The following is a 20,184-nucleotide window of genomic DNA, read 5'->3' as shown; positions in this document are numbered from 1 at the left end:
GCATGGAAAGCTTCCCTAATCCGGTCATATTACTGGCAGCCCTCACCATCTTGGGGTTAGCGCCGTTTATTGCGATTATGGTTAGCTCTTTCGTCAAGCTAGTGATTGTGATGCATATCCTCCGCAGCGCCCTAGGTTTGCAACAAGAGCCACCCAATATTGCGATTAGCGGTATCGCCATCATTCTATCTATTTACATCATGGCTCCCGTGTTCATGGAAACCTATGAACAATTTAATAGTTTTGGGGTTGCTATCGAAGATATTCGCAATCCGTTGCTGATTAATGCCTTAGAAGGCAGCACTGAACCGTTGCGACAATTTCTTATCAAGCACTCCAGCGAAAGTGAACGTGAATTTTTCACTCAAACCACGCAAAAACTTTGGCCCGAAAAATATTCAGCAGAAATAACCACAAACCATCTTTTGGTGTTGATTCCCTCCTTCATGGTTAGCGAATTAACCACCGCATTTCAGGTCGGTTTCCTGATATTTCTCCCGTTTGTGGTGATTGACTTGGTTATATCTAACTTATTGATGTCAATGGGTATGATGATGCTATCACCCATGACCATTTCCCTACCCTTCAAGCTGCTGCTCTTTGTACTAGTGGATGGATGGTCACGCTTGATCCACGGCTTGATACTGAGTTATTGACACCATGAATGAAACCGACATCATCCACAAAACCTCCTTAGCGATGGAACTTATCTTGTATCTATCGCTGCCCGCCATTATTGCCGCAACTGTTGTGGGGCTGCTGATTGGATTATTGCAAGCCTTAACGTCTATTCAGGAACAAACACTTCCGCATGGTTTTAAGCTAGTCGTAACCATGCTGGCGCTCGTAGCAACCGTGCGCTGGCTAGGACCTGATCTGCTCACCTTTACCGAAAATGCCTTTGATCAAATTGCGCTGATACGGCATCGCTGATGGAAACCGATGCACTGCAATCATGGCTATTGGCTTGGGCATTTACCGCGCCCAGGGTTTTGGTTGCGTTTGCATTATTGCCGATAATGACTGAACCCATTGTCCCCCGCACTTTGCGCAATGGGGTCATTATGACCATGAGCCTGTTTATTTTGCCACTCACCCACGAGCAGTTTCTCAATATTGAGCTAAACATGCTAACGATGCTTGGCATTCTAGTGAAAGAAGCGTTGTTAGGGCTTTTATTGGGTTACACCCTGAGTGTGCCATTCTGGGCAGTGAAAGCGGCTGGCTTTTTGATCGACATGCAGCGCGGGGTCATGAGTGCCTTATTTTTCTCACCTGTCACTGCGAATATGGTGTCACCGCTGGGTGGATTATTTAACCTATTGCTTACTACCTTATTATTGGTATCGGGCGGCTTTTTAATCTTGTTACAAACACTCTATTTCAGCTACCAAACTTGGCCGATAGATCAGTTTTTCCCGCAGTTTACGCTGGAAGTTGCCTCATTCTTCCTGCAACAACTGGACCTGCTTTTGTATACCAGCGTACTGATTGCCGGCCCCTTTATTGGGATGATGTTTCTCATCGATTTTGGGCTGGGGATGGTGGGGCGTTTCTTGCCGCAACTTAACGTCTTTCTAGCTGCCATGCCGGTCAAAAGCGGTTTAACTTTTTTCATGTTGACACTGTATATCGGCTTTTTAGCGGAATACCTTAAAGACGGCTTTTTCCGCATGAGCAATAATCTCACAATATTGGATGCATTATTGCGATGAGCGGTGATAGCAGCCAAGAAAAAACCGAGCAACCCAGTTCACGTAAACTGCAAAAAGCCCGTGAACAAGGCCAAGTAGCTCGCAGTAATGACGTTGCTTCAGCATTAATCATGCTGTTTACCGTGCTGTATTTTATGCTGGCATGGAACTGGATCTTGGATCAGTTCAAGGAAATGTTTAGTATTGTACCCCGTTTATACACCATGCCATTTCCCCAAGCTGTGGAAATTGGTTTTAAAACCATGCTGGAAAGTGCCTTGTACGGCATCGCACTCCCTTTTGCAATGATCACTGTGGTTGCAGGTATTTTAGGCAACATTGTTCAGTTTGGTTTTGTGTTTTCCTTCGACCCGATCATTCCGAAACCGGAAAAAGTTAGCTTATCCAGTGGTTTTAAGCGGATTTTTTCTGCCAAGCAATTCGTTACCACATTACTATCGCTGTTGAAAACCATCATTATCGGGGCAATCCTACTGATTGTATTGCGTATCGGGCTTGGCGAGTTGTTGCACGCCATCAAACAATGCAACGTTGAATGCCAGCAAACCGTCGTCGAAGACCTAACCCGTCAACTCATGCTGTACATTTTGCCCATACTCATTTTTATCGCCATACTCGACTTTTTGTTTCAAAGCCAACAATTCATTAAAGATCAGCGCATGACCAAAGAAGAAGTCAAAAAAGAAATGAAAGACATCTTTGGTGATCCGCATGTGCGTTCGGCGCGTCAGGGAATTCGGCGCGAACTCTCCGAGCAAGACATCAAGAAGCGTATTAGTACCGCTCGGCTGGTGATTCTCGACATGGGGATTGCCGTTGCGTTGCAATACGAAGCAGGCACTACGCCCCTGCCCATTATAGTAGCTATCGGTAAAAATAATATGTCACGCAAAATGGCGGAAATTGCCACCATTGAAAATGTACCGTTAGTCAGTGATCCAGGGTTAGTGCAGGATTTGCTTAGCGAGGGCAAAGTAGACCAATACATACCCGAAAAAACTATTGATAGAGTCGCTAATTTATTGCGTCAGACCCAAGGAAAAGTCAAACAATGACCAGTCGCCCCGCACAATTAAGACAGGCGCGGGCGAATTCACGATGGACATAACCCACATTTAGCCCGCTTCCTCGTACAATGGACGTATTATGGAACAAGAAAAACAGCAAATGACATTGGCTCAACGTTTACAGAAAAGCTGGGCCGACCTAAGACAAACCAACTTGCGAGCTCAAGCGCACTATGCCGTTTTTCGCACCACCCAACACATAAAAAATAAGAACGGATTGGTTAAACAATACCAACAACGTTTTATAGCAGGGTGGGAGAAATGGCTAGGTGTTGGTGCTGGCATTACCGGTTTACTAATGTTGCTCAACCCAGACAGCTTGTGGCGCTGGCAGTTTGTGCTTGTATTAATTAGCGTTTTATTAGCACCGTTGTTAGCCAACCTTTTTCATTCACTAAAAAAAGTCTTTACCGAATATCCGGGTAAACAGCTTATCGGGCAAGTGATTACGCTAGAGCAACCCATCGTGGAAGGCACTGGCACTATTCGCTTAGATAATCTGGAGTGGCAATTGGCAGGCGTTGATTGCCTTGCCGGTACTCAAGCCAGAATTATTGCCATCAATGACCGAACGCTATACATAACTCCCCTAAACCAAACGTCATAACTCATTATAAGGATCAGGAGCACCGTTTCCATGCAATCCAGCGCCTCACAAGATTTCCTTACGTCACTGACCCGTCGCAGTGACGTAGCGCTGGCACTGTTGCTGGTCGCTATTATTGCCATGATGATCCTCCCCATGCCTACCTTGGTCATGGATATGCTGATCGCCTTAAATATGAGCATTGCCATCCTATTAATGATGTTAGGAATTTATATTCCACATCCGTTGGCTATTTCATCGTTCCCCTCCATTCTATTGTTAACGACACTATTTCGGCTTTCCCTCAGCATTGCCACGACTCGGTTGATCTTGCTGGAAGCGGATGCCGGACACATCATTCAAACCTTTGGCGAATTCGTGGTCGGTGGTAACTTGATCGTGGGCTTGGTCGTGTTCCTGATTATTACGATTGTCCAGTTCATCGTCATTACCAAAGGCTCCGAACGTATCGCAGAAGTTAGCGCCCGCTTTTCATTAGATGCCATGCCCGGTAAGCAAATGAGCATCGACAGCGACATGCGTGCAGGTCTGATTACCTTGGCAGATGCTCGTCATCGGCGCTCCAACCTTGAAAAAGAAAGTCAGTTATACGGCGCATTAGACGGTGCAATGAAATTCGTCAAAGGCGATGCCATTGCTGGTCTGATCATCATCTTAGTCAATATTCTGGGGGGAATCGCTATCGGCACCATGCAGCGCGGAATGCCAATGGGTGAAGCACTGGAATTGTATTCAATCCTCACCATTGGGGATGGTCTGGTATCACAAATTCCAGCACTGTTCATTTCCATTACCGCTGGCATTATTGTCACCCGTGTACGTGGCGAAGATGACACTAACCTTGGTTCTGATATTGGCGGACAAATACTCGCACAGCCCAGCGCCTTACTCGCAGCGGCAGGTATTGTGGGAGCAATGGGGCTTGTTCCTGGCTTCCCCACGGTCGTTTTCCTGTTTCTCGCGGTGTTATTAGGCTTCACCGGCATGGCACTACGCAAAGTACAAACCCAAATGGAGTTTGCTGATGCTGAAATCACCACTGTTATCGGTCAACAAGACGCAGGAAAAGCCGCTCAACTGGCAGGCGGCAGTGATACCAAATTAGCATTGGAAGAGATGCAACCACTCTCACCTGCCTTGGTGGAATTACCTGCACAAGCCAAAAATCTCTTTTCACTGGAAACCCTGAATCAAGACTTCATGCGTATCCGTCGTGACTTCTATCAGGACATGGGTGTACCACTACCAGGAATTAGCCTGCGACTTTCAGCTCAATTGAACAGTGACACGTATCAGATTTCCATCCGAGGTGTGCCGGTTGCGCAAGGCAATCTCAAACCAGCAAGCCCCACCGTAACTGCCTTACCCACACCACCTGCTGATAAAACCAGTGCTGATTTGGTAACTAATAACGCCCGACCAACTCCCGACAACATCCAGGCAATCAGCTTCCATTTGGCGTATGTGTTGCGCAAACATGCTTCTGAATTCATTGGTATTCAGGAAATGCACACCCTCTATAACAAACTGGAGCAATCCAGCTACACCGAACTGGTGCGGGAAGTCCAACGCGCAGTGAATACCCCGAAAACGGTCGATGTGTTCCGCCGTCTACTCAACGAAGGTATTTCCATCCGCGACCTGCGCCAAATCTTGGGCACATTGGTTGAGTTTGGTGAAATGGAAAAAGACACCAGCATGTTGGCAGAACGGGTACGTATCAGCCTCAAACGCCAGCTTTCTTATACCTTTACCAATGGCACAGGCGTCTTACCTGTTTACATGTTCGCCCCCGAAACCGAAAAGCTGCTGCAAAATAGCCTGCGACAAACCCCGAATGGCGTCTTTTTCGCCCTTGCACCAGAAGCCACCTCACAATTCACCAACGTATTGCATGAACTCGAAACCGAACACGCCAAAGATAAAGTGCGCCCGGTTATCCTCACCAATTTGGAATTGCGCCGCCATATTCGCCGCCATCTCGAAACCAGCTTCCCCGACTTGCCGGTCATTTCGGTGCAGGAACTCACCACTAGCATTTCCCTCAATCCGATTGGCGAGATCAGGCTGACATGAGACCGCGTACCCCCCTGAGCCACGTCACCGAACGTTTGCGCAATAACCTCGAAAAATGCACACCACTGGTATTACACGGGCGCATTGTGCAAGTCACTGGCACGGTGGTTCGTGCCATTGTGCCGCGTGTCAAACTCGGCGAATTATGCTTGTTAAAAAACAGCGGCGATCCACGCGAAATTCCGGCGGAAGTCATCGGTTTTGAACAAAATATTGCATTACTTGCTCCGATCGGCGATATGCAAGGCGTATCCGCGCACACCCAAGTGATTACCACCGGCAAAATGCTTGAAGTCGGCGTTGGTGAACACCTGCGCGGCTGCGTGCTCGATGGCATTGGGCGCGTGCAAGAAAATCCTGGCAGACCGTTACCGACTTTCACCGAATACTACCCCATCTACGCCAATCCACCCGATCCACTCTCCCGCGATCGGGTGAGTAGCCCGCTATCGCTGGGGATTCGCTCAATGGATGCACTGATTACTTGCGGCATCGGGCAGCGCATCGGTGTATTTGCCGGTGCTGGGGTCGGCAAAAGTTCCTTACTTAGCATGTTGGTGCAACACGCGGCAGTGGACGTTTACGTGGTCGCCCTCATCGGCGAACGTGGGCGCGAAGTGCGTGAATTCATGGAAGAAGCCTTGGGCGAAGCGGGGATGCAAAAAACCGTTCTCATCGTTGCCACTTCTGACCGCCCGGCGATTGAGCGTCTCAAAGCCGCTTATGTTGCCACCGCAGTTGCCGAATACTTCCGCGATAAAGGCAATAATGTTTTATTACTAATGGACTCGCTCACCCGTTTTGCGCGGGCGCAACGCGAAATCGGCTTAGCCGCTGGGGAAGCCCCCGCCCGACGTGGCTTTCCACCCTCGGTATTTTCGGAATTGCCCAAACTGGTCGAACGCGCAGGCAATTCAGACAAAGGCTCAATCACCGCATTTTACACCGTGCTGGTGGAAGGCGATGACATGAGCGACCCGATTGCGGATGAAGTACGTTCCTTGCTGGATGGACACATTATGCTGTCACGCGACCTAGCAGCGGGCAATCATTATCCAGCGGTCGACATCCTCGCGAGTCTGAGCCGGATTATGCCGCAACTGGTTAGCCCACAACACCGTGCCGCTGCCGCACACTTGCGTACTTTGATGGCGAAACACAAAGAGATCGAATTCTTGCTACGAGTGGGTGAATACAAACACGGTTCCGACCCACTCGCAGACGAAGCGATCCGCAAAATGGATGAAATTCTGCGCTTTCTCAAACAGCCATCCCACGAATATTCCGGTTTTGATGACACCATCAACTGGCTAATACAATTGGCAGGATAAGCCTCATGAGCCTAGAACAGTTAAAAACCATTCGCGCCCGCCGCATGGAACAACGTTTCATCGAATTGCAAGAACAACGCCGCATCTTGCAAACGCACGAACAACAACTGCATGAAAAGGAACAACAACTGATCAGTTTCGGGCAATGGCGACTGGAGCATCAGGAAGCGCTATTTGCCAACCTAAAAAATCAGCCGTTCGCCCCGCAAATGCTGTTTGAATACCAAAAAAATCTGGAAGATTTACGCTTGGAAGAAGAACGCCTACGCGCTGAACTCACCGCTGCGCAACAAGGCTTGCAAACGGCTGCGACGCAAGTCCAAACCGCACAGCAGCATTCCAGCGAGGCCAACCTGAAACTGGAAAAGCTCAAGGAAATGATTAAAATGCAGGACGATAAAAAGTCCCACGAAGAGCTTGCTCAATAATCTGGATTTGTTGTTCCAGACTTGCATTCACAATCCCCAGATCCGATTCCAGAATACAGCCATCCACCGCCACTTGGTCATCACCCACCACTTCCAGACTGGTAAAGCGATGCGGAATCGCATCCAATTGCTCCGAAATCGTTGCCTGCATTTGTGGGTGAACCCTAACCAACAGCTTATGACTGCCCCGTACTAACTCCAAACCGCCCAATACCGCTTGCCGAACCCGCTCTTCCTGATCAAAACCGGCAATCACTTTGCGTACAGCACTAGTCACTAATTCCACCAATTCGCCTTCCAGTGCCATCAGGGTGTCATTGACCCGCCCGGTAAATAACACCATTTTCTCAGCAGCTTCTTGGTTGGCACGCTCCCGCCCCTGTTCTAATCCTCGCTTGATGGAACGCCCCAACGCTACCGACATGATTTCTTCACGCTGACGGTGGCGGTGCTCCAGATCAAAAGCTAAGCGTTCATACGCAACCAACTCTTCGTAATCTTCAGCTTTTAGTACTTTCTGACCGGCACGCAGTTGCGCCTCTACTGGCTTAATTGAAAAGAATTTTGCCATCGCGGCTGACCCCCATTTTGATTTCTATTGCCACTTTTTGTACCAAAACGGCACATTCAGCCGCTTGTGTTTCTAATACCTGACCGCATTTCGCGTGGCGTTTCCACAACACATAATATTCGCGCTCCAACTTGTAGACCAAACGTTTCCAAAAAGCCGGAGGATAACCCGCAAAGGCAGCACGCAAACACAACATGCCCGCCAATACAAAGCGCTTTTTCAGCCCCATATGCTGAGGAAACGTAATAGTTGTGCTGATATTATGCGTTAGTAGGGGTGCGCGTTGTTGTAAAAAACGGTAAAGGTCATCCCCAAGCAAACGTTGGGTTTTGATAATATCTTCACGAGTGACAATCCTACGCAATAATTGAAAATGAAAAACTGCGCCAAGATACAAAATCAATTGCCCTAATTCTTGCCCGCGCCATAAGGCTAAGCGCGTGATGGGCTTACTAAAATCAAAAAACACACTGTCATGCAAACCAAGACGTTGCATCATATGCTGCAATAAACGGCTTTCTCCACGGGCTTGACCAAAGAGTGCTTGCATGACTTTGCCATCCGGCATGGTCGCCAGCCAACTCGGATGAATATAGGAATCGGGGCGAAAATTAAACCGCCACACTGCCTGTGAAAATTCGTCAGTAATATCGAAATGATTGGATATGCTCATGATGCCAACATTTTTTAACTATACTGGCATTATTGCCTGTCTATACACAGCTAGACAGGCATTTCCTGACAAAACCACTCGCTTGTCTGAATCAGCGGTAGCCCAATCCCGTTACTTGCTTGTGCAACTTTGCATTTTCATCGCTCAAATGGCGCACCAGAAAATCCAGGCTACGTACCACGAATTCTAATAAATTGGTCGCAATGTAAGATTCTTCGATACGAATACGGTTATACATCTGGCGATTAATTTCCAGTAAACGTACCCCGCTACGGCGGGCTTTCAGTCGCACGGTACGCGGCTGGCGATCGAAGAAAGACATTTCCCCCACCAAACTGCCAGGATTTAACTGACCCACTTCAAACTCACGCTCACCGTCGACTTGCAACAACTTAACAGCCCCCCCGATCACCAGATAAAAACGGTCACTGATTTCGCCAATATCCGCAACAATCTCTTGCGACCCCAGCTCACGCAGTCGGGTGTAACGAATAAATTTAAGAACTTCATCATCCGTCAGCGCTGCGCAAAACTCAGGACAGGTATCTTTAACCTGCTCCAGCAGGGAAGAACTAGCATTATTCATGGGGATTGATCCGCTTAAACTAAATGCCTGTATTATACGCGCAGAAATACGCGTTGTCGGCAGGTACAGCGTATAATCACGCAATTTACCCTTAACAGGAGCCTCTTCTATGAGCATTACTAATGACGCAGTTGCCGCCTTAATTCAAGCACATATCCCCGATGCACAAGTCACTATTCAGGGTGACGGCTACAAGTATGAAGCCGATGTTATCAGTGACGTTTTTGCAGGCTTGAATACCCTCAAACGTCATCAACTGGTTTACGCGGCGGTTAATGATGCGATTACCGCAGGCCAGCTCCATGCGCTCACCATTCGTGCGAAAACACCGGCGGAAGTCGCCTAATGGATGCGAAAACCCGTACCCAACACCCAGTACTGCAACCCATCAGTGACAAGGAGCTGGCACGCGAGAGCTGGAAAATTTTCCAGATCATGGGGGAATTTGTGGATGGGTTTGAACGCCTTGCCCACTTACGGCCTTCGGTCAGTATCTTCGGTTCAGCACGTACTCCACCGGCTGATCCGCTGTATCACTTAACCGAAACCATTGCTCACAAACTATCAGATGCAGGGTTTGCCGTCGTCAGTGGTGGTGGCCCCGGTTTGATGGAAGCAGCCAATAAAGGTGCGCAGCAAGGTAAATCCCCTAGCATTGGTTTGAATATTCAACTTCCGCACGAACAACACTCCAATCATTACCAAGACATTTCCTTGTATTTCCGGCATTTCTTTTCACGCAAAGTGATGTTCGTGAAACATGCCTCTGCCTATGTGGTGATGCCCGGTGGTTTTGGGACTCTGGATGAATTGGCGGAAATCCTGACCTTGGTACAAACCGCTAAAACCCGTAAAATACCCATCGTGCTGGTACATACGTCCTTTTGGGAAGGCTTGGTCGGATGGTTCAAGCACACCTTGGTAAAACAAGGTACAATTTCAGCGGAAGATTTGGATCTGTTTGTCCTGCTGGATGACGCAGATGCTATCGTCGATCATATTTTCGGTTATTACGAACGCGCGATATCGGGGCCATCCGCAGAAGAACGCGCTAAATTCATGGAGTTATAAAAACAATGACAACAAAATACTGGCTAACACTGCCACTCATCGCGTTATTGACAGCGACAGCTCATGCAGATGAAGCCACCACTGATGCTGACGTTGCCAACAAATTAAAGATGGAAACGATTCGCGTCACCGACAATTTCGGCACGATTGAAGAAGAGCGCGTGCAAGCCATGCGTACTGAAATCCGCTATGTGCCAACCGATGGTGAAGGTGGTTATAACCTAGTCGATTCCGTTAGCTCTCAAGGCAAAAGCCAGAATGCGCACCAAAATCGGGATATGATGATTCCAAGCTGGAACCTATTCTCCTGGTAAATGCATGTCAGTTTATACCCCCGTCAGCCGCCCTGAGCTGGAAAGCTTTCTGAATGAATACCCTGCCGGAGCGCTGACGGATTATGCGGGTATCAGTGCAGGTGTCGAAAATAGCAACTTCTTCGTCACCACGACGCAGGGAGAATTTGTGCTTACCCTGTTTGAGCACCATACACTGGCAGAACTTGGCTACTTTCTGGCATTGATGCGGCACTGGGCAGATGCGGGCATTCCTGTTGCCCGCCCTATACTCAACCATAGCGGACAATTACTCAGCCAACTAAAGGGCAAACCTGCCGCGCTAGTACTACGCTTACAGGGTCAACACCTTGACGAACCAACACCTGCGCAATGCGCTGAACTCGGCACATGGCTGGCTAAGATGCATATCGCGGGGCAAACCTTCCCGCAACACCGCTCCCCAGATCGGGAACATGAGTGGCGAGTACAAACGGCGTCCCGCTTGTTACCACGCTTGGATACCGACAATGCAAGCTTGTTACAAGCGGAAATCACCTTCCAACACGCCATCCCATTTGCCCAACTGCCCAGCGGAACCGTGCACGCCGATCTATTCCGCGACAATGTATTGTTCCATGACGGGCAGGTAAGCGGCATTCTGGATGTGTATTTTGCGTGCAACGATAGCTGGTTATATGACTTAGCCATCGTGGTGAATGACTGGTGTTGCCATGCCGATGGCTCATTGGATAACGCACGGGCACTCGCTTGTATTAGCGCTTATCAACGCGTGCGCCCTTGGGAACCCCTTGAGCAACGTTACTGGCTTGGCTTATTACGTGCTGCTGCTTTGCGTTTCTGGCTCTCACGCTTGGATGCAACCTTAAACCCACGGACAGGTGATATGATTTTGCAGAAAGACCCTGCGGAATTTCGCAACAAACTGCTGCACCGTATTGCTGCTGCCTCAGTAAGCGTTGATGCACGACGACTACTTTGCCCATTGCCGGTTATTCGCGTACAGGAAGCCTGTGAAAATCTGCCTGCGGGTGTCAGCATTACCGCCATTTGCACCGATCCTGGTGCTTTGCATGATATTCCTGCATGGGCGCGGATTCACGGGCATACGGTACTTGACACCCGCAGTGAAGGGCGTGAATACACTATCGTGCTACAAACGGGGCAGGCAATATGAGCGGACACCATCACACCTTGGCCGATACGCCCACCGAGGACAACAGCCGCAAAGCCGTCACCCAGCGCGTCGCCTTCGTCGGCATGGGTGTCAATATTTTTCTGGTGATTGCACAAATCATTGGCGGCATTCTCACCCACTCCCAAGCATTGGTTGCCGATGCTATGCACACGCTTTCCGATTTGATCGGCGATGTGGTTGTGCTAGTTGCCGCCCACCATGCAGGCAAAGCCGCCGATGCCAATCACCCTTACGGGCATGGGCGCATCGAAACGCTGGCAACGGTTATTCTCGGTTTATTGCTGGGTGGTGTCGCTGCGGTCATTTTCCTGCAAGCATGGGATCGTTTAACAGGTCATTCACCGTTAATCACACCTGAGCCATGGGCGATGGCTATCGCGGCACTCGCCATCATCGGCAAGGAAGGCTTATACCATTACACCGTGCATATTGCTAAGCGCATCAGCTCGCCGATGCTCAAAGCCAGTGCTTGGCATCACCGCTCGGATGCGATTTCATCTGTCTTAGTACTATTGGCAATTGGTGGAGCACAACTAGGCTACCCTTGGTTGGATTCGGCGGCAGCTATCGTAGTTGCGGCGATGATTTTTTACATGGCAATCCAACTGATTCTGGAAAGTACCAGCGAATTGGTAGATACCGGACTCGACACACAAGAAGTACAAGAGATCCGTGACTTCATCTATACCATCAACGGTGTGGAAAATGTTCACCTATTACGTACCCGCCGCATGGGTGGGCGCGTATTAGCCGATGTGCATTTACAAGTCGATGGGCGCATCAGCGTATCTGAAGGGCATCATATCGGTGAAACGGTGATGTACCGTTTGCGCCGCCAGTTTCCAATTATCAGTGATGTCATTATTCATATTGACCCCGAAGATGACGAGACCGCACACCCTTGCAAAAACCTACCTTCACGGGCGGACTTACTGGTGCAATTGCAAGCACTGCCAGCGGCTACGGCATTACTCCCCAGCATTGACGCCCTCACCTTGCACTACAACGGCGGAAAACTGCAACTGGAAATCGTGTTAACGGAAACCCCCAGTGTTGATGCACTTAACGCCTTTAAACAAGCCAGCACCAGCATCCCGACGATTGAAGACATTCAATTTTTCACTAAATTAGTGCATTAATATCACTGAAAGCACCAAATTGTCGCATAAGTTCTGCTCTCTTTTTACAACGGATGGCGTTGTAAGGATTTTTTTCATGGCACAAAAATTGCATTTGAAGCCTATTATTTCTGATTTATCGCATTGAACGAGGTTAATAGATGAGCAGCAACTTAGCACGTACCCAAGCACTTCAAACCATCAGTCAACGCGCCCCGATGGATCTGGGTAAGACTGAACCATTAAGCAAGATTTGGGCATGTGACGTTTTCAATCTGGCACGCATGGAAGAATCACTCTCCAAAAATGCATTTAAGGCCATGAAAAAAACCTTCCAAACCGGCGCACCACTTGACCCTGCGACGGCGGATGTTGTTGCTGCTGCGATGAAAGAATGGGCGATGTCTAAAGGCGCAAAATTTTTCTCGCACATTTTCTACCCGATGACCAATGCCACGGCTGAAAAACATGACGGCTTCATTATCACCAGCCCCGAAGGCAATGCCATTACTGATTTCAGCGGTAGTCTTCTGATCAAAGGTGAACCCGATGGTTCATCGTTCCCGAATGGCAGCATCCGTGCCACCAACTCCGCACGTGGTTACACCGCATGGGATCCAACCAGCCCTGCGTACATCATGCACACTGCCAACGGCGCAACCCTGATGATCCCGTGCGTATTCCTGTCATGGACGGGCGAAGCACTCGACAAGAAAATCCCCTTGCTGCGTTCCAACGCGGCAATGAACTCCGCTGCCCAGCGCGTGTTGAAACTGATGGGTGAAACCGACATTGCCACCCTGAACTCAAGCTGTGGTGCAGAACAAGAATACTTCCTTATCGACGAAGCCTACGCAGTTGCCCGCCCTGACATCATGCTATCAGGCCGCACACTGTTCGGCGCTGCACCCGCAAAAGGTCAGCAATTCGATGACCATTACTTCGGTGCAATCCCTGAACGCGTGCAAGTATTTATGCAGGACATCGAAGACAAACTCTACCGCCTCGGTATCCCTGCCAAAACACACCACAATGAAGTAGCACCGGGTCAGTTTGAAATTGCCCCTTACTTTGAAGCCGCAAACGTGGCAGCCGATCACCAGCAATTGCTGATGACTGTCATGAAAATGACTGCCAAAAACCACGGTTTCATGTGCCTGCTACACGAAAAGCCGTTCGCTGGAGTGAATGGTTCAGGCAAGCACGTCAACTGGTCTGTCGGTAACAGCACTCAAGGCAATCTGCTTGATCCAGGGCATACCCCTGAAGAAAATCTGCACTTTTTAGCATTCTGCGGCGCGGTTATCCGAGGCGTGCATTTATATGGCCCATTGCTGCGAGCAGTTATTGCCTCGGCTTCTAATGACCACCGTTTAGGTGCAAACGAAGCACCTCCGGCAATTTTATCGGTTTATCTCGGCGACCAACTGGAACAAGTTTTCAACGACATCAAAGCTGGAAAAATCCTCAAAACCGAAAAAGGCGGCAACATGGATTTGGGTCTGTCCCAGATTCTGCACTTCGAGCGTGATCCTGGCGACCGTAACCGTACCTCCCCATTCGCTTTCACTGGCAATCGCTTTGAATTCCGTGCTGTCGGATCTTCCCAATCTGTCTCCGGTCCTTTGGTTGCCATGAACACCATGCTGGCTGACTCCCTAAACTGGATAGCCGACAAGCTGGAAACCGAACTCAGCAGCGGCAAAGATGTTACCTCAGCGACACTGACGGTACTGAAAGTCGTAATGGAACAACACGGTAATGTGGTCTTCGGCGGCAACGGCTACTCCCCAGAATGGCACAAAGCAGCCGTTGCAGAACGCGGCCTGAAAAACCTGCCCACCTCTGCGGATGCACTGCCTGAGCTGTTAAGCCAAGAAGTTTCCGGCTTGTTTGAGCGCACGGGTGTATTGACGCCCACCGAACTGCACAGCCGCTTTGAGGTGTATGCTGAACAATACATCAACAGCATTGATGTAGAAGCCAAGCTGATGATCAATATGGCGACCACCATGATCTACCCTGCGGCAGTCACTTACCTATCAGAGCTAGCGGCTACTGCTGGCAACTTGCAAGAACTGGGCATCACGCTGGATAACAGTGTTGCAACAAGCGTTGCCACTGAAGCCAATGCACTGATGGTTGCCGTTGGTAAACTGAGTGAAGCCCGTGCGAAACACGACTTCGACAGCATACAAGACCACATGACGTTCCTGGCTGGTACGGTACGTGGGCTGATGACTGAAGTTCGCACCCATGCTGACACGCTCGAAACCCTGATTGCTGACGAGATTTGGCCATTACCTAAATACAGCGAAATGTTGTTCATTAAGTAATGCCGATTGTAGGGGCGAAAAATAGTTCGCCCCTACATGACCATTTACAGATTATGTGACTCTGCGTACCATGCTGCATCGACCCTAAAACGCCTATTTTTAGTCCTTACAATCATCAGGAGGCCAGTAATGTCTGCACAAGACGTTCTCAACATGATCAAAGACAACGACGCCAAATACGTCGATTTCCGCTTCACCGACACTCGTGGTAAAGAACACCACGTCACTGTTCCTGCCTACACCGTAGAAGAAGACACGTTTACTGAAGGTAAAATGTTCGATGGCTCTTCCATCGCAGGCTGGAAAGGCATCAACGAATCCGACATGATCCTGATGCCAGATCCTGCGACTGCGTTTGTTGATCCGTTTTTCCAAGACGTTACCGTGAACATTTCTTGCGGCATCGTTGACCCAACCACGATGGAAGGCTACGAGCGTGACCCACGCTCTATCGCGATGCGGGCTGAAGCTTACCTGAAGTCCACAGGCATTGCCGATACCGCATTCTTTGGTCCGGAACCTGAATTCTTCATCTTTGATGACGTGCGTTGGGGCTCAGACATGAGCGGCACATTTGTCAAAATTGACTCACAAGAAGCAGGCTGGAACTCCGAAAAAGTGTATCCAGACGGCAATATGGGACATCGCCCGACCACGAAAGGCGGCTACTTCCCTGTGCCACCGGTTGACTCGTTCCAGGACATTCGCTCCACCATGTGTAACATTCTGGAAGAAGTCGGCGTTCCGGTTGAAGTTCACCATCACGAAGTGGCTACCGCTGGTCAGTGCGAAATCGGTACACGTTTTGCAACCCTGACTACACGTGCGGATTGGGTACAACGTCAAAAATACGTTATCCACAACGTTGCGCATCAGTACGGCAAAACGGTAACGTTCATGCCTAAGCCTATCGTGGGCGACAACGGTTCCGGGATGCACGTTCACATGTCGCTGGCAAAAGACGGGGTGAACACCTTCGCAGGTGACGGCTATGCGGGTCTGTCTGAAACCGCGCTGTACTACATCGGCGGTGTCATCAAGCACGCCAAAGCACTGAATGCGATCACCAACCCTGGCACCAACTCTTACAAGCGTTTGGTTCCGGGCTTTGAAGCACCCGTTATGTTGGCATACTCTGCACGTAACCGTTCGGCATCCATTCGCATTCCGTTCGTGGCAAGCCCTAAAGGCCGCCGTATCGAAGTGCGCTTCCCTGATCCATCTGCAAACCCTTACCTGGCATTTGCTGCCCTGATGATGGCAGGCTTGGATGGTATCAAAAACAAGATCCACCCCGGCGAAGCAATGGATAAAGACCTGTATGACCTGCCGCCAGAAGAAGACAAACTCATCCCACGGGTTTGCCACTCTTTAGATATGGCATTGGATGCACTCGACAAAGACCGTGAATTCCTGACCGCAGGTGGTGTCTTCAGCAACGATATGATCGACGCTTACATCGACCTGAAAATGGAAGAAGTAACACGCTTCCGCATGACCACACATCCGGTTGAGTTTGATATGTATTACTCACTGTAAGTGTACTCTTAGGTAAGTGAAAAGAATGCCTCGTTAAGGGGCTTTCTTTTCTGTGTTGATGACTAATAATAACCATTTATTGATAACACTCACATCAAAATAATGAATAATTTATTGATGAGGATCACACAACTCTGCGCATAAATTACTGTAGACTTAATCATCGAATTGTTATTGCTCACTACACCCTCTCTCTCAAAGAGAAGTTAAGTGTAAAATAGCAACTAGTAGCTTAAAACATATAATGACGCAGGATGCGCGACTCTTAAGGGTTATTGTTTTTAGTTCAAGGTGAGGAATAGTAGATGGAGGCTGTTAATTTTTGCGGCATCAATTTTAGTTGTTTAGAACAAGAACAACTATTCAGGGAAGATGAGGAGACACGTTTTGTTGTCACAGTAAATGCTGAGTTTATTGTGAAAGCCAGTCATGACCCCACTTTTCTGAATATTATCAATGATAACTACGCCACGTTTGATGGTCAGATTCCGTATTTCTTTGCACGCTTACTGAACTCACAGCAGCATTTTGACAAGATCAGTGGTTCTGATCTGATTTACGATGCCTGTGCAAACGCGCAAAAAAATAATAAAAGCATTTTTCTTTTGGGGGGCGCTACCCAAGCGAATAGGCTATCCGTAGAAAAAATCAGGGCAACCTATGGCCTACGGGTAGGTGGATATTCCCCTCCTTATGAGGACTACCCTTTTAGCACAAAAAACACCCAAGAAATTCTTGATCAAATTATCGAATTCAAACCCGATTTTTTATTTGTTGCCTTTGGTGCTATCAAACAAGAATATTGGATCAATGATAATCTCGACTTCCTCAAACAACATAAAGTACGTTTGGTGGTTGGCTGCGGCGGCACCTTTGATTTTGTTTCAGGCCAAGTCAAACGCGCACCGCGCTTTATGCAAAAAGCAGGATTTGAAGGTGTCTGGCGTCTGTTAGCAGAACCACGCCTCTTCCGGCTGCGGTTTCGACGGCTCTTAGAAAGTGCGCGATTCTTTGGCGTACTGTATAACCACCATCTTGCACTAGGCGGACGTCACCAATAACTCATCCGCAAAGATCGCTTCTGAAGATAGCCTTACACATCTTCAACATCCAGTTCCTTAAGCTTACGAGTGAGGGTATTGCGCCCCCACCCCAATAAATCAGCAGCCTCAATCTTACGACCGCCGGTTTTTTTCAATGCTGCTTGCAGCAAAATGCGCTCAAAAATGGGGTTTAGCTCTGTTAGCAAGTTCATGTCGCCTTTATTGAGTTTGTAATCGGCAAACTGTGCTAACGCTTTTTCCCAGTTATCCGGGATTTCGGTTTTGCCGGGGTCACTATCCAATAACTCAGCAGGCAAATCATCCATCACGATTTCACGCCCGGAAGCCATGACAGTAAGCCAACGGCAGGTATTTTCCAACTGGCGCACATTTCCAGGCCAAGGTAAGGTTTGCAAGTGCTCCGTCACCCGGCCTGACAGTGTTTTCGATTCCACTTGTAACTCTTCCGCTGCACGGTGTAAGAAATGATTGAGCAGCAACGGAATATCTTCACGCCGTTCCCGCAACGGTGGGTTATGGATACGGATCACGTTCAAGCGGTGAAACAAATCTTCACGGAACTGCCCCTTATGCACCAACTCCTCCAAATTTTGATGCGTCGCTGCAATGATGCGCACATCCACCTTCACTGGGGTATGCCCACCCACACGGTAGAACGTCCCTTCCGCCAACACCCGCAATAAGCGCGTTTGCAACTCGGCTGGCATGTCACCGATTTCATCCAAAAACAGTGCGCCGCCATCGGCTTGCTCAAAACGTCCCTTGCGTTGTGCGTATGCCCCCGTGAATGCACCTTTTTCGTGCCCAAACAATTCCGATTCCAATAATTCACGCGGAATCGCGGCGGTATTGAGTGCAATAAACGGCTTACTCGAACGCGGGCTGTGCGTATGCAAGGCTTTGACAACCAATTCCTTCCCTGTGCCCGACTCGCCCGTAATGAGCGCGGTGATACTGGACTTGGAGAGTCGACCAATCGCCCGAAACACTTCCTGCATCGCGGGTGCATGACCAATAATGTCACGCCCACCCAGCAACTCTAAGACCTGATCAGGCGCTTTTTCACCCTCACGTTCGCGGCGCATTTTACATGCACGGCGCACCAGCTCCAAAGCGTCATTGACATCGAACGGCTTGGGCAAGTATTCAAACGCCCCACCCTGATACGCGGATACCGCACTTTCCAAATCCGAATGCGCGGTCATAATGATGACGGGGATCATGGGGTATTCGCGCTGCATCCGTTCCAACAAAATCAGACCATCCGTACCCGGCATTCTGATGTCGGTCATCAACGCATCCGGCTGCTCACTGCGCAAGGCTGCAATGACCTGATCCGCCGTTTCAAAACTGCGTGCTGCGATGCCTGCTTTTTGTAATGTGCGTTCCAACACCCAACGGATCGAACGGTCGTCATCAGCAACCCAGACATTTTCAATGTGCGGCATGGTCTTCCTCCAACGGGATCAGAATAGAAAAACAGGTATGTCCCGGAACGGACTCACAATGGATCAAGCCGTTATGACGGCGCACTAGCGTTTGGGCAATCGCTAAGCCCAAACCACTGCCTTCAGGATGCCCACTTACCATTGGCAAGAATAACTTATCCCGCAAATGTTCCGGCACACCGGGGCCGTTATCACAAATTTCGACTTTCAGTACATGGCGATAACGGGTTTGCTGGATCGTAAATTGTCGCAAAATGCGGGTACGCAACACGATTACCCCACTACCAGCCAATACGCGGGTGGCATTATTGACAATATTCAGCACCACTTGCACAAGCTGGTTACGGTCGCCCTGAAACTCAGGCAAACTGGGGTCATAGTCACGGATAAACTGCACATCAGCAGGCACTTCTGCCCCCACCAAATGGCGTACATGCTCCAACACCTCATGAATGTTAACGCTTTCCGGGTGGGGCAAGCGGCTTGGCCCTAACATACCATCCACCAAATGTTTCAAACGATCCGCTTCGGAAATAATAATCTGGGTGTATTCTTTCAGTTCGGGGTTATCCAGCTCACTTTCCAACAGTTGCGCGGCGCCACGCAAACCACCCAGCGGGTTCTTAATTTCATGCGCAATACCGCGCACCAGCTCATGCACCGCTTTTTGTTGGTGGATCACTTGCTCTTCACGCACAATGCGCAGTTTGCGATCAATACGATGCACTTCCAACAGCAGGTGATTTTTCCAGTCACGCAAGCTAATGGGGGTGATCACACAGTCGATGGTGATGGCTTCCCCTGTTGCCAGCTCAATGATGCATTCGCGGATGGATTGTGGGTCGCTTAAACGTAATGCTAGGGCTAAATGCTCCAAGACTTCTTTGCTGCGCAACAATAATGCTACCGGCTCCCCCACTGCACGCTGTTGGCTTTGCCCAAATAATATTTCAGCCGACTGATTCATGTACACAACAGCAAGCCCTGCATCAAGCACCACAATGGAGCATGTCAGGGTATCCAGCAGATCACTTTTCTTCAGACTTGTATTATCCATAATGAA

21 protein-coding genes are annotated in these 20,184 nt (G+C 49.2%); 16 read left to right on the top strand and 5 right to left on the bottom strand.

What is annotated here, in order from left to right:
* Nucleotides 1-2 precede the first annotated feature (2 nt).
* The 8 genes from sctR to QJT81_05375 all read left to right on the top strand — a co-directional run bounded on the left by sctR (nt 3) and on the right by QJT81_05375 (nt 7,224).
* The gene (gene sctR / locus QJT81_05410) at nt 3-656 is read left to right on the top strand and encodes a type III secretion system export apparatus subunit SctR (GenBank protein WGZ95424.1); all 654 of its coding nucleotides are present in this window, start codon (nt 3-5) and stop codon (nt 654-656) included.
* 4 nt (nt 657-660) lie between these two features.
* Complete coding sequence (sctS, locus tag QJT81_05405; GenBank protein ID WGZ95423.1) at nt 661-933, top strand: type III secretion system export apparatus subunit SctS; 273 nt, start codon at nt 661-663, stop codon at nt 931-933.
* Nucleotides 933-1,715, top strand: a complete 783-nt coding sequence (sctT, locus tag QJT81_05400; protein ID WGZ95422.1) for a type III secretion system export apparatus subunit SctT — start codon at nt 933-935, stop codon at nt 1,713-1,715. The genes sctS and sctT overlap by 1 nt, the downstream gene beginning before the upstream one ends.
* Nucleotides 1,712-2,770, top strand: a complete 1,059-nt coding sequence (locus QJT81_05395; protein ID WGZ95421.1) for an EscU/YscU/HrcU family type III secretion system export apparatus switch protein — start codon at nt 1,712-1,714, stop codon at nt 2,768-2,770. Before sctT ends, QJT81_05395 begins: the two co-directional genes overlap by 4 nt.
* A gap of 91 nt (nt 2,771-2,861) precedes the next feature.
* Entirely contained in the window at nt 2,862-3,389 is a 528-nt protein-coding gene (locus QJT81_05390) for an NfeD family protein (GenBank protein WGZ95420.1), read from the top strand.
* Nucleotides 3,390-3,419: 30 nt separating this feature from the next.
* Nucleotides 3,420-5,465, top strand: coding sequence for a type III secretion system export apparatus subunit SctV (gene sctV, locus QJT81_05385; GenBank protein WGZ95419.1), 2,046 nt, complete (start codon nt 3,420-3,422; stop codon nt 5,463-5,465).
* Nucleotides 5,462-6,796, top strand: coding sequence for a type III secretion system ATPase SctN (gene sctN, locus QJT81_05380; protein WGZ95418.1), 1,335 nt, complete (start codon nt 5,462-5,464; stop codon nt 6,794-6,796). The genes sctV and sctN overlap by 4 nt, the downstream gene beginning before the upstream one ends.
* A 5-nt stretch (nt 6,797-6,801) precedes the next feature.
* Entirely contained in the window at nt 6,802-7,224 is a 423-nt protein-coding gene (locus QJT81_05375; GenBank protein WGZ95417.1) for a YscO family type III secretion system apparatus protein, read from the top strand.
* Here QJT81_05375 and sctL read toward each other — a convergent pair.
* From sctL to QJT81_05360, 3 genes are all read right to left on the bottom strand, one after another.
* The gene (sctL, locus tag QJT81_05370; GenBank protein WGZ95416.1) at nt 7,178-7,795 is read right to left on the bottom strand and encodes a type III secretion system stator protein SctL; all 618 of its coding nucleotides are present in this window, start codon (nt 7,793-7,795) and stop codon (nt 7,178-7,180) included. The two genes, QJT81_05375 and sctL, sit on opposite strands and share 47 nt — an antisense overlap.
* Nucleotides 7,773-8,468 (bottom strand): SctK family type III secretion system sorting platform protein, encoded by a 696-nt coding sequence (locus QJT81_05365; protein ID WGZ95415.1) that lies wholly within the window; start codon nt 8,466-8,468, stop codon nt 7,773-7,775. Before QJT81_05365 ends, sctL begins: the two co-directional genes overlap by 23 nt.
* Before the next feature lie 91 nt (nt 8,469-8,559).
* Nucleotides 8,560-9,054 (bottom strand): cyclic nucleotide-binding domain-containing protein, encoded by a 495-nt coding sequence (locus QJT81_05360; protein WGZ95414.1) that lies wholly within the window; start codon nt 9,052-9,054, stop codon nt 8,560-8,562.
* Between the two features lie 109 nt (nt 9,055-9,163).
* Here QJT81_05360 and QJT81_05355 point away from each other — a divergent pair, with 109 nt between their 5' ends.
* The 8 genes from QJT81_05355 (at nt 9,164) to QJT81_05320 (ending at nt 17,670) form a co-directional block, all read left to right on the top strand.
* Entirely contained in the window at nt 9,164-9,400 is a 237-nt protein-coding gene (locus QJT81_05355; protein WGZ95413.1) for a BolA/IbaG family iron-sulfur metabolism protein, read from the top strand.
* A complete protein-coding gene (locus QJT81_05350; GenBank protein ID WGZ95412.1) occupies nt 9,400-10,125 on the top strand; it encodes a TIGR00730 family Rossman fold protein in 726 nt (241 codons plus the stop codon). The genes QJT81_05355 and QJT81_05350 overlap by 1 nt, the downstream gene beginning before the upstream one ends.
* Nucleotides 10,126-10,130: 5 nt before the next feature.
* Nucleotides 10,131-10,439 (top strand): hypothetical protein, encoded by a 309-nt coding sequence (locus QJT81_05345; GenBank protein WGZ95411.1) that lies wholly within the window; start codon nt 10,131-10,133, stop codon nt 10,437-10,439.
* 4 nt (nt 10,440-10,443) lie between these two features.
* Nucleotides 10,444-11,595, top strand: a complete 1,152-nt coding sequence (locus tag QJT81_05340) for a homoserine kinase (protein WGZ95410.1) — start codon at nt 10,444-10,446, stop codon at nt 11,593-11,595.
* Nucleotides 11,592-12,755 (top strand): cation diffusion facilitator family transporter, encoded by a 1,164-nt coding sequence (locus QJT81_05335; GenBank protein WGZ95409.1) that lies wholly within the window; start codon nt 11,592-11,594, stop codon nt 12,753-12,755. The genes QJT81_05340 and QJT81_05335 overlap by 4 nt, the downstream gene beginning before the upstream one ends.
* 140 nt (nt 12,756-12,895) lie before the next feature.
* Nucleotides 12,896-15,070 (top strand): glutamine synthetase III, encoded by a 2,175-nt coding sequence (locus QJT81_05330; protein ID WGZ95408.1) that lies wholly within the window; start codon nt 12,896-12,898, stop codon nt 15,068-15,070.
* Between the two features lie 129 nt (nt 15,071-15,199).
* The gene (glnA, locus tag QJT81_05325; protein ID WGZ95407.1) at nt 15,200-16,609 is read left to right on the top strand and encodes a glutamate--ammonia ligase; all 1,410 of its coding nucleotides are present in this window, start codon (nt 15,200-15,202) and stop codon (nt 16,607-16,609) included.
* A gap of 305 nt (nt 16,610-16,914) precedes the next feature.
* The gene (locus QJT81_05320) at nt 16,915-17,670 is read left to right on the top strand and encodes a WecB/TagA/CpsF family glycosyltransferase (GenBank protein ID WGZ95406.1); all 756 of its coding nucleotides are present in this window, start codon (nt 16,915-16,917) and stop codon (nt 17,668-17,670) included.
* Nucleotides 17,671-17,702: 32 nt separating this feature from the next.
* Here QJT81_05320 and ntrC read toward each other — a convergent pair whose 3' ends face one another.
* A complete protein-coding gene (ntrC, locus tag QJT81_05315) occupies nt 17,703-19,121 on the bottom strand; it encodes a nitrogen regulation protein NR(I) (GenBank protein ID WGZ95405.1) in 1,419 nt (472 codons plus the stop codon).
* Nucleotides 19,108-20,178, bottom strand: coding sequence for a nitrogen regulation protein NR(II) (glnL, locus tag QJT81_05310; GenBank protein WGZ95404.1), 1,071 nt, complete (start codon nt 20,176-20,178; stop codon nt 19,108-19,110). Before glnL ends, ntrC begins: the two co-directional genes overlap by 14 nt.
* Nucleotides 20,179-20,184 lie beyond the last annotated feature (6 nt).

The organism is Candidatus Thiothrix putei (genome assembly GCA_029972225.1).
Lineage (GTDB): Bacteria > Pseudomonadota > Gammaproteobacteria > Thiotrichales > Thiotrichaceae > Thiothrix > Thiothrix putei.
This window is presented reverse-complemented; position numbering and strand designations above follow the sequence as displayed.

Coding starts and splice junctions, on each gene's coding strand:
- glnA (WGZ95407.1), top strand. CDS start 15,200: ATGTCTGCACAAGACGTTCTCAACATGATCAAAGACAACGACGCCAAA.
- sctV (WGZ95419.1), top strand. CDS start 3,420: ATGCAATCCAGCGCCTCACAAGATTTCCTTACGTCACTGACCCGTCGC.
- sctT (WGZ95422.1), top strand. CDS start 933: ATGGAAACCGATGCACTGCAATCATGGCTATTGGCTTGGGCATTTACC.
- QJT81_05335 (WGZ95409.1), top strand. CDS start 11,592: ATGAGCGGACACCATCACACCTTGGCCGATACGCCCACCGAGGACAAC.
- sctR (WGZ95424.1), top strand. CDS start 3: ATGGAAAGCTTCCCTAATCCGGTCATATTACTGGCAGCCCTCACCATC.
- QJT81_05355 (WGZ95413.1), top strand. CDS start 9,164: ATGAGCATTACTAATGACGCAGTTGCCGCCTTAATTCAAGCACATATC.
- ntrC (WGZ95405.1), bottom strand. CDS start 19,121: ATGCCGCACATTGAAAATGTCTGGGTTGCTGATGACGACCGTTCGATC.
- QJT81_05330 (WGZ95408.1), top strand. CDS start 12,896: ATGAGCAGCAACTTAGCACGTACCCAAGCACTTCAAACCATCAGTCAA.
- QJT81_05365 (WGZ95415.1), bottom strand. CDS start 8,468: ATGAGCATATCCAATCATTTCGATATTACTGACGAATTTTCACAGGCA.
- sctL (WGZ95416.1), bottom strand. CDS start 7,795: ATGGCAAAATTCTTTTCAATTAAGCCAGTAGAGGCGCAACTGCGTGCC.
- QJT81_05395 (WGZ95421.1), top strand. CDS start 1,712: ATGAGCGGTGATAGCAGCCAAGAAAAAACCGAGCAACCCAGTTCACGT.
- QJT81_05360 (WGZ95414.1), bottom strand. CDS start 9,054: ATGAATAATGCTAGTTCTTCCCTGCTGGAGCAGGTTAAAGATACCTGT.
- QJT81_05345 (WGZ95411.1), top strand. CDS start 10,131: ATGACAACAAAATACTGGCTAACACTGCCACTCATCGCGTTATTGACA.
- glnL (WGZ95404.1), bottom strand. CDS start 20,178: ATGGATAATACAAGTCTGAAGAAAAGTGATCTGCTGGATACCCTGACA.
- QJT81_05390 (WGZ95420.1), top strand. CDS start 2,862: ATGGAACAAGAAAAACAGCAAATGACATTGGCTCAACGTTTACAGAAA.
- QJT81_05350 (WGZ95412.1), top strand. CDS start 9,400: ATGGATGCGAAAACCCGTACCCAACACCCAGTACTGCAACCCATCAGT.
- sctS (WGZ95423.1), top strand. CDS start 661: ATGAATGAAACCGACATCATCCACAAAACCTCCTTAGCGATGGAACTT.
- QJT81_05320 (WGZ95406.1), top strand. CDS start 16,915: ATGGAGGCTGTTAATTTTTGCGGCATCAATTTTAGTTGTTTAGAACAA.
- QJT81_05340 (WGZ95410.1), top strand. CDS start 10,444: ATGTCAGTTTATACCCCCGTCAGCCGCCCTGAGCTGGAAAGCTTTCTG.
- sctN (WGZ95418.1), top strand. CDS start 5,462: ATGAGACCGCGTACCCCCCTGAGCCACGTCACCGAACGTTTGCGCAAT.
- QJT81_05375 (WGZ95417.1), top strand. CDS start 6,802: ATGAGCCTAGAACAGTTAAAAACCATTCGCGCCCGCCGCATGGAACAA.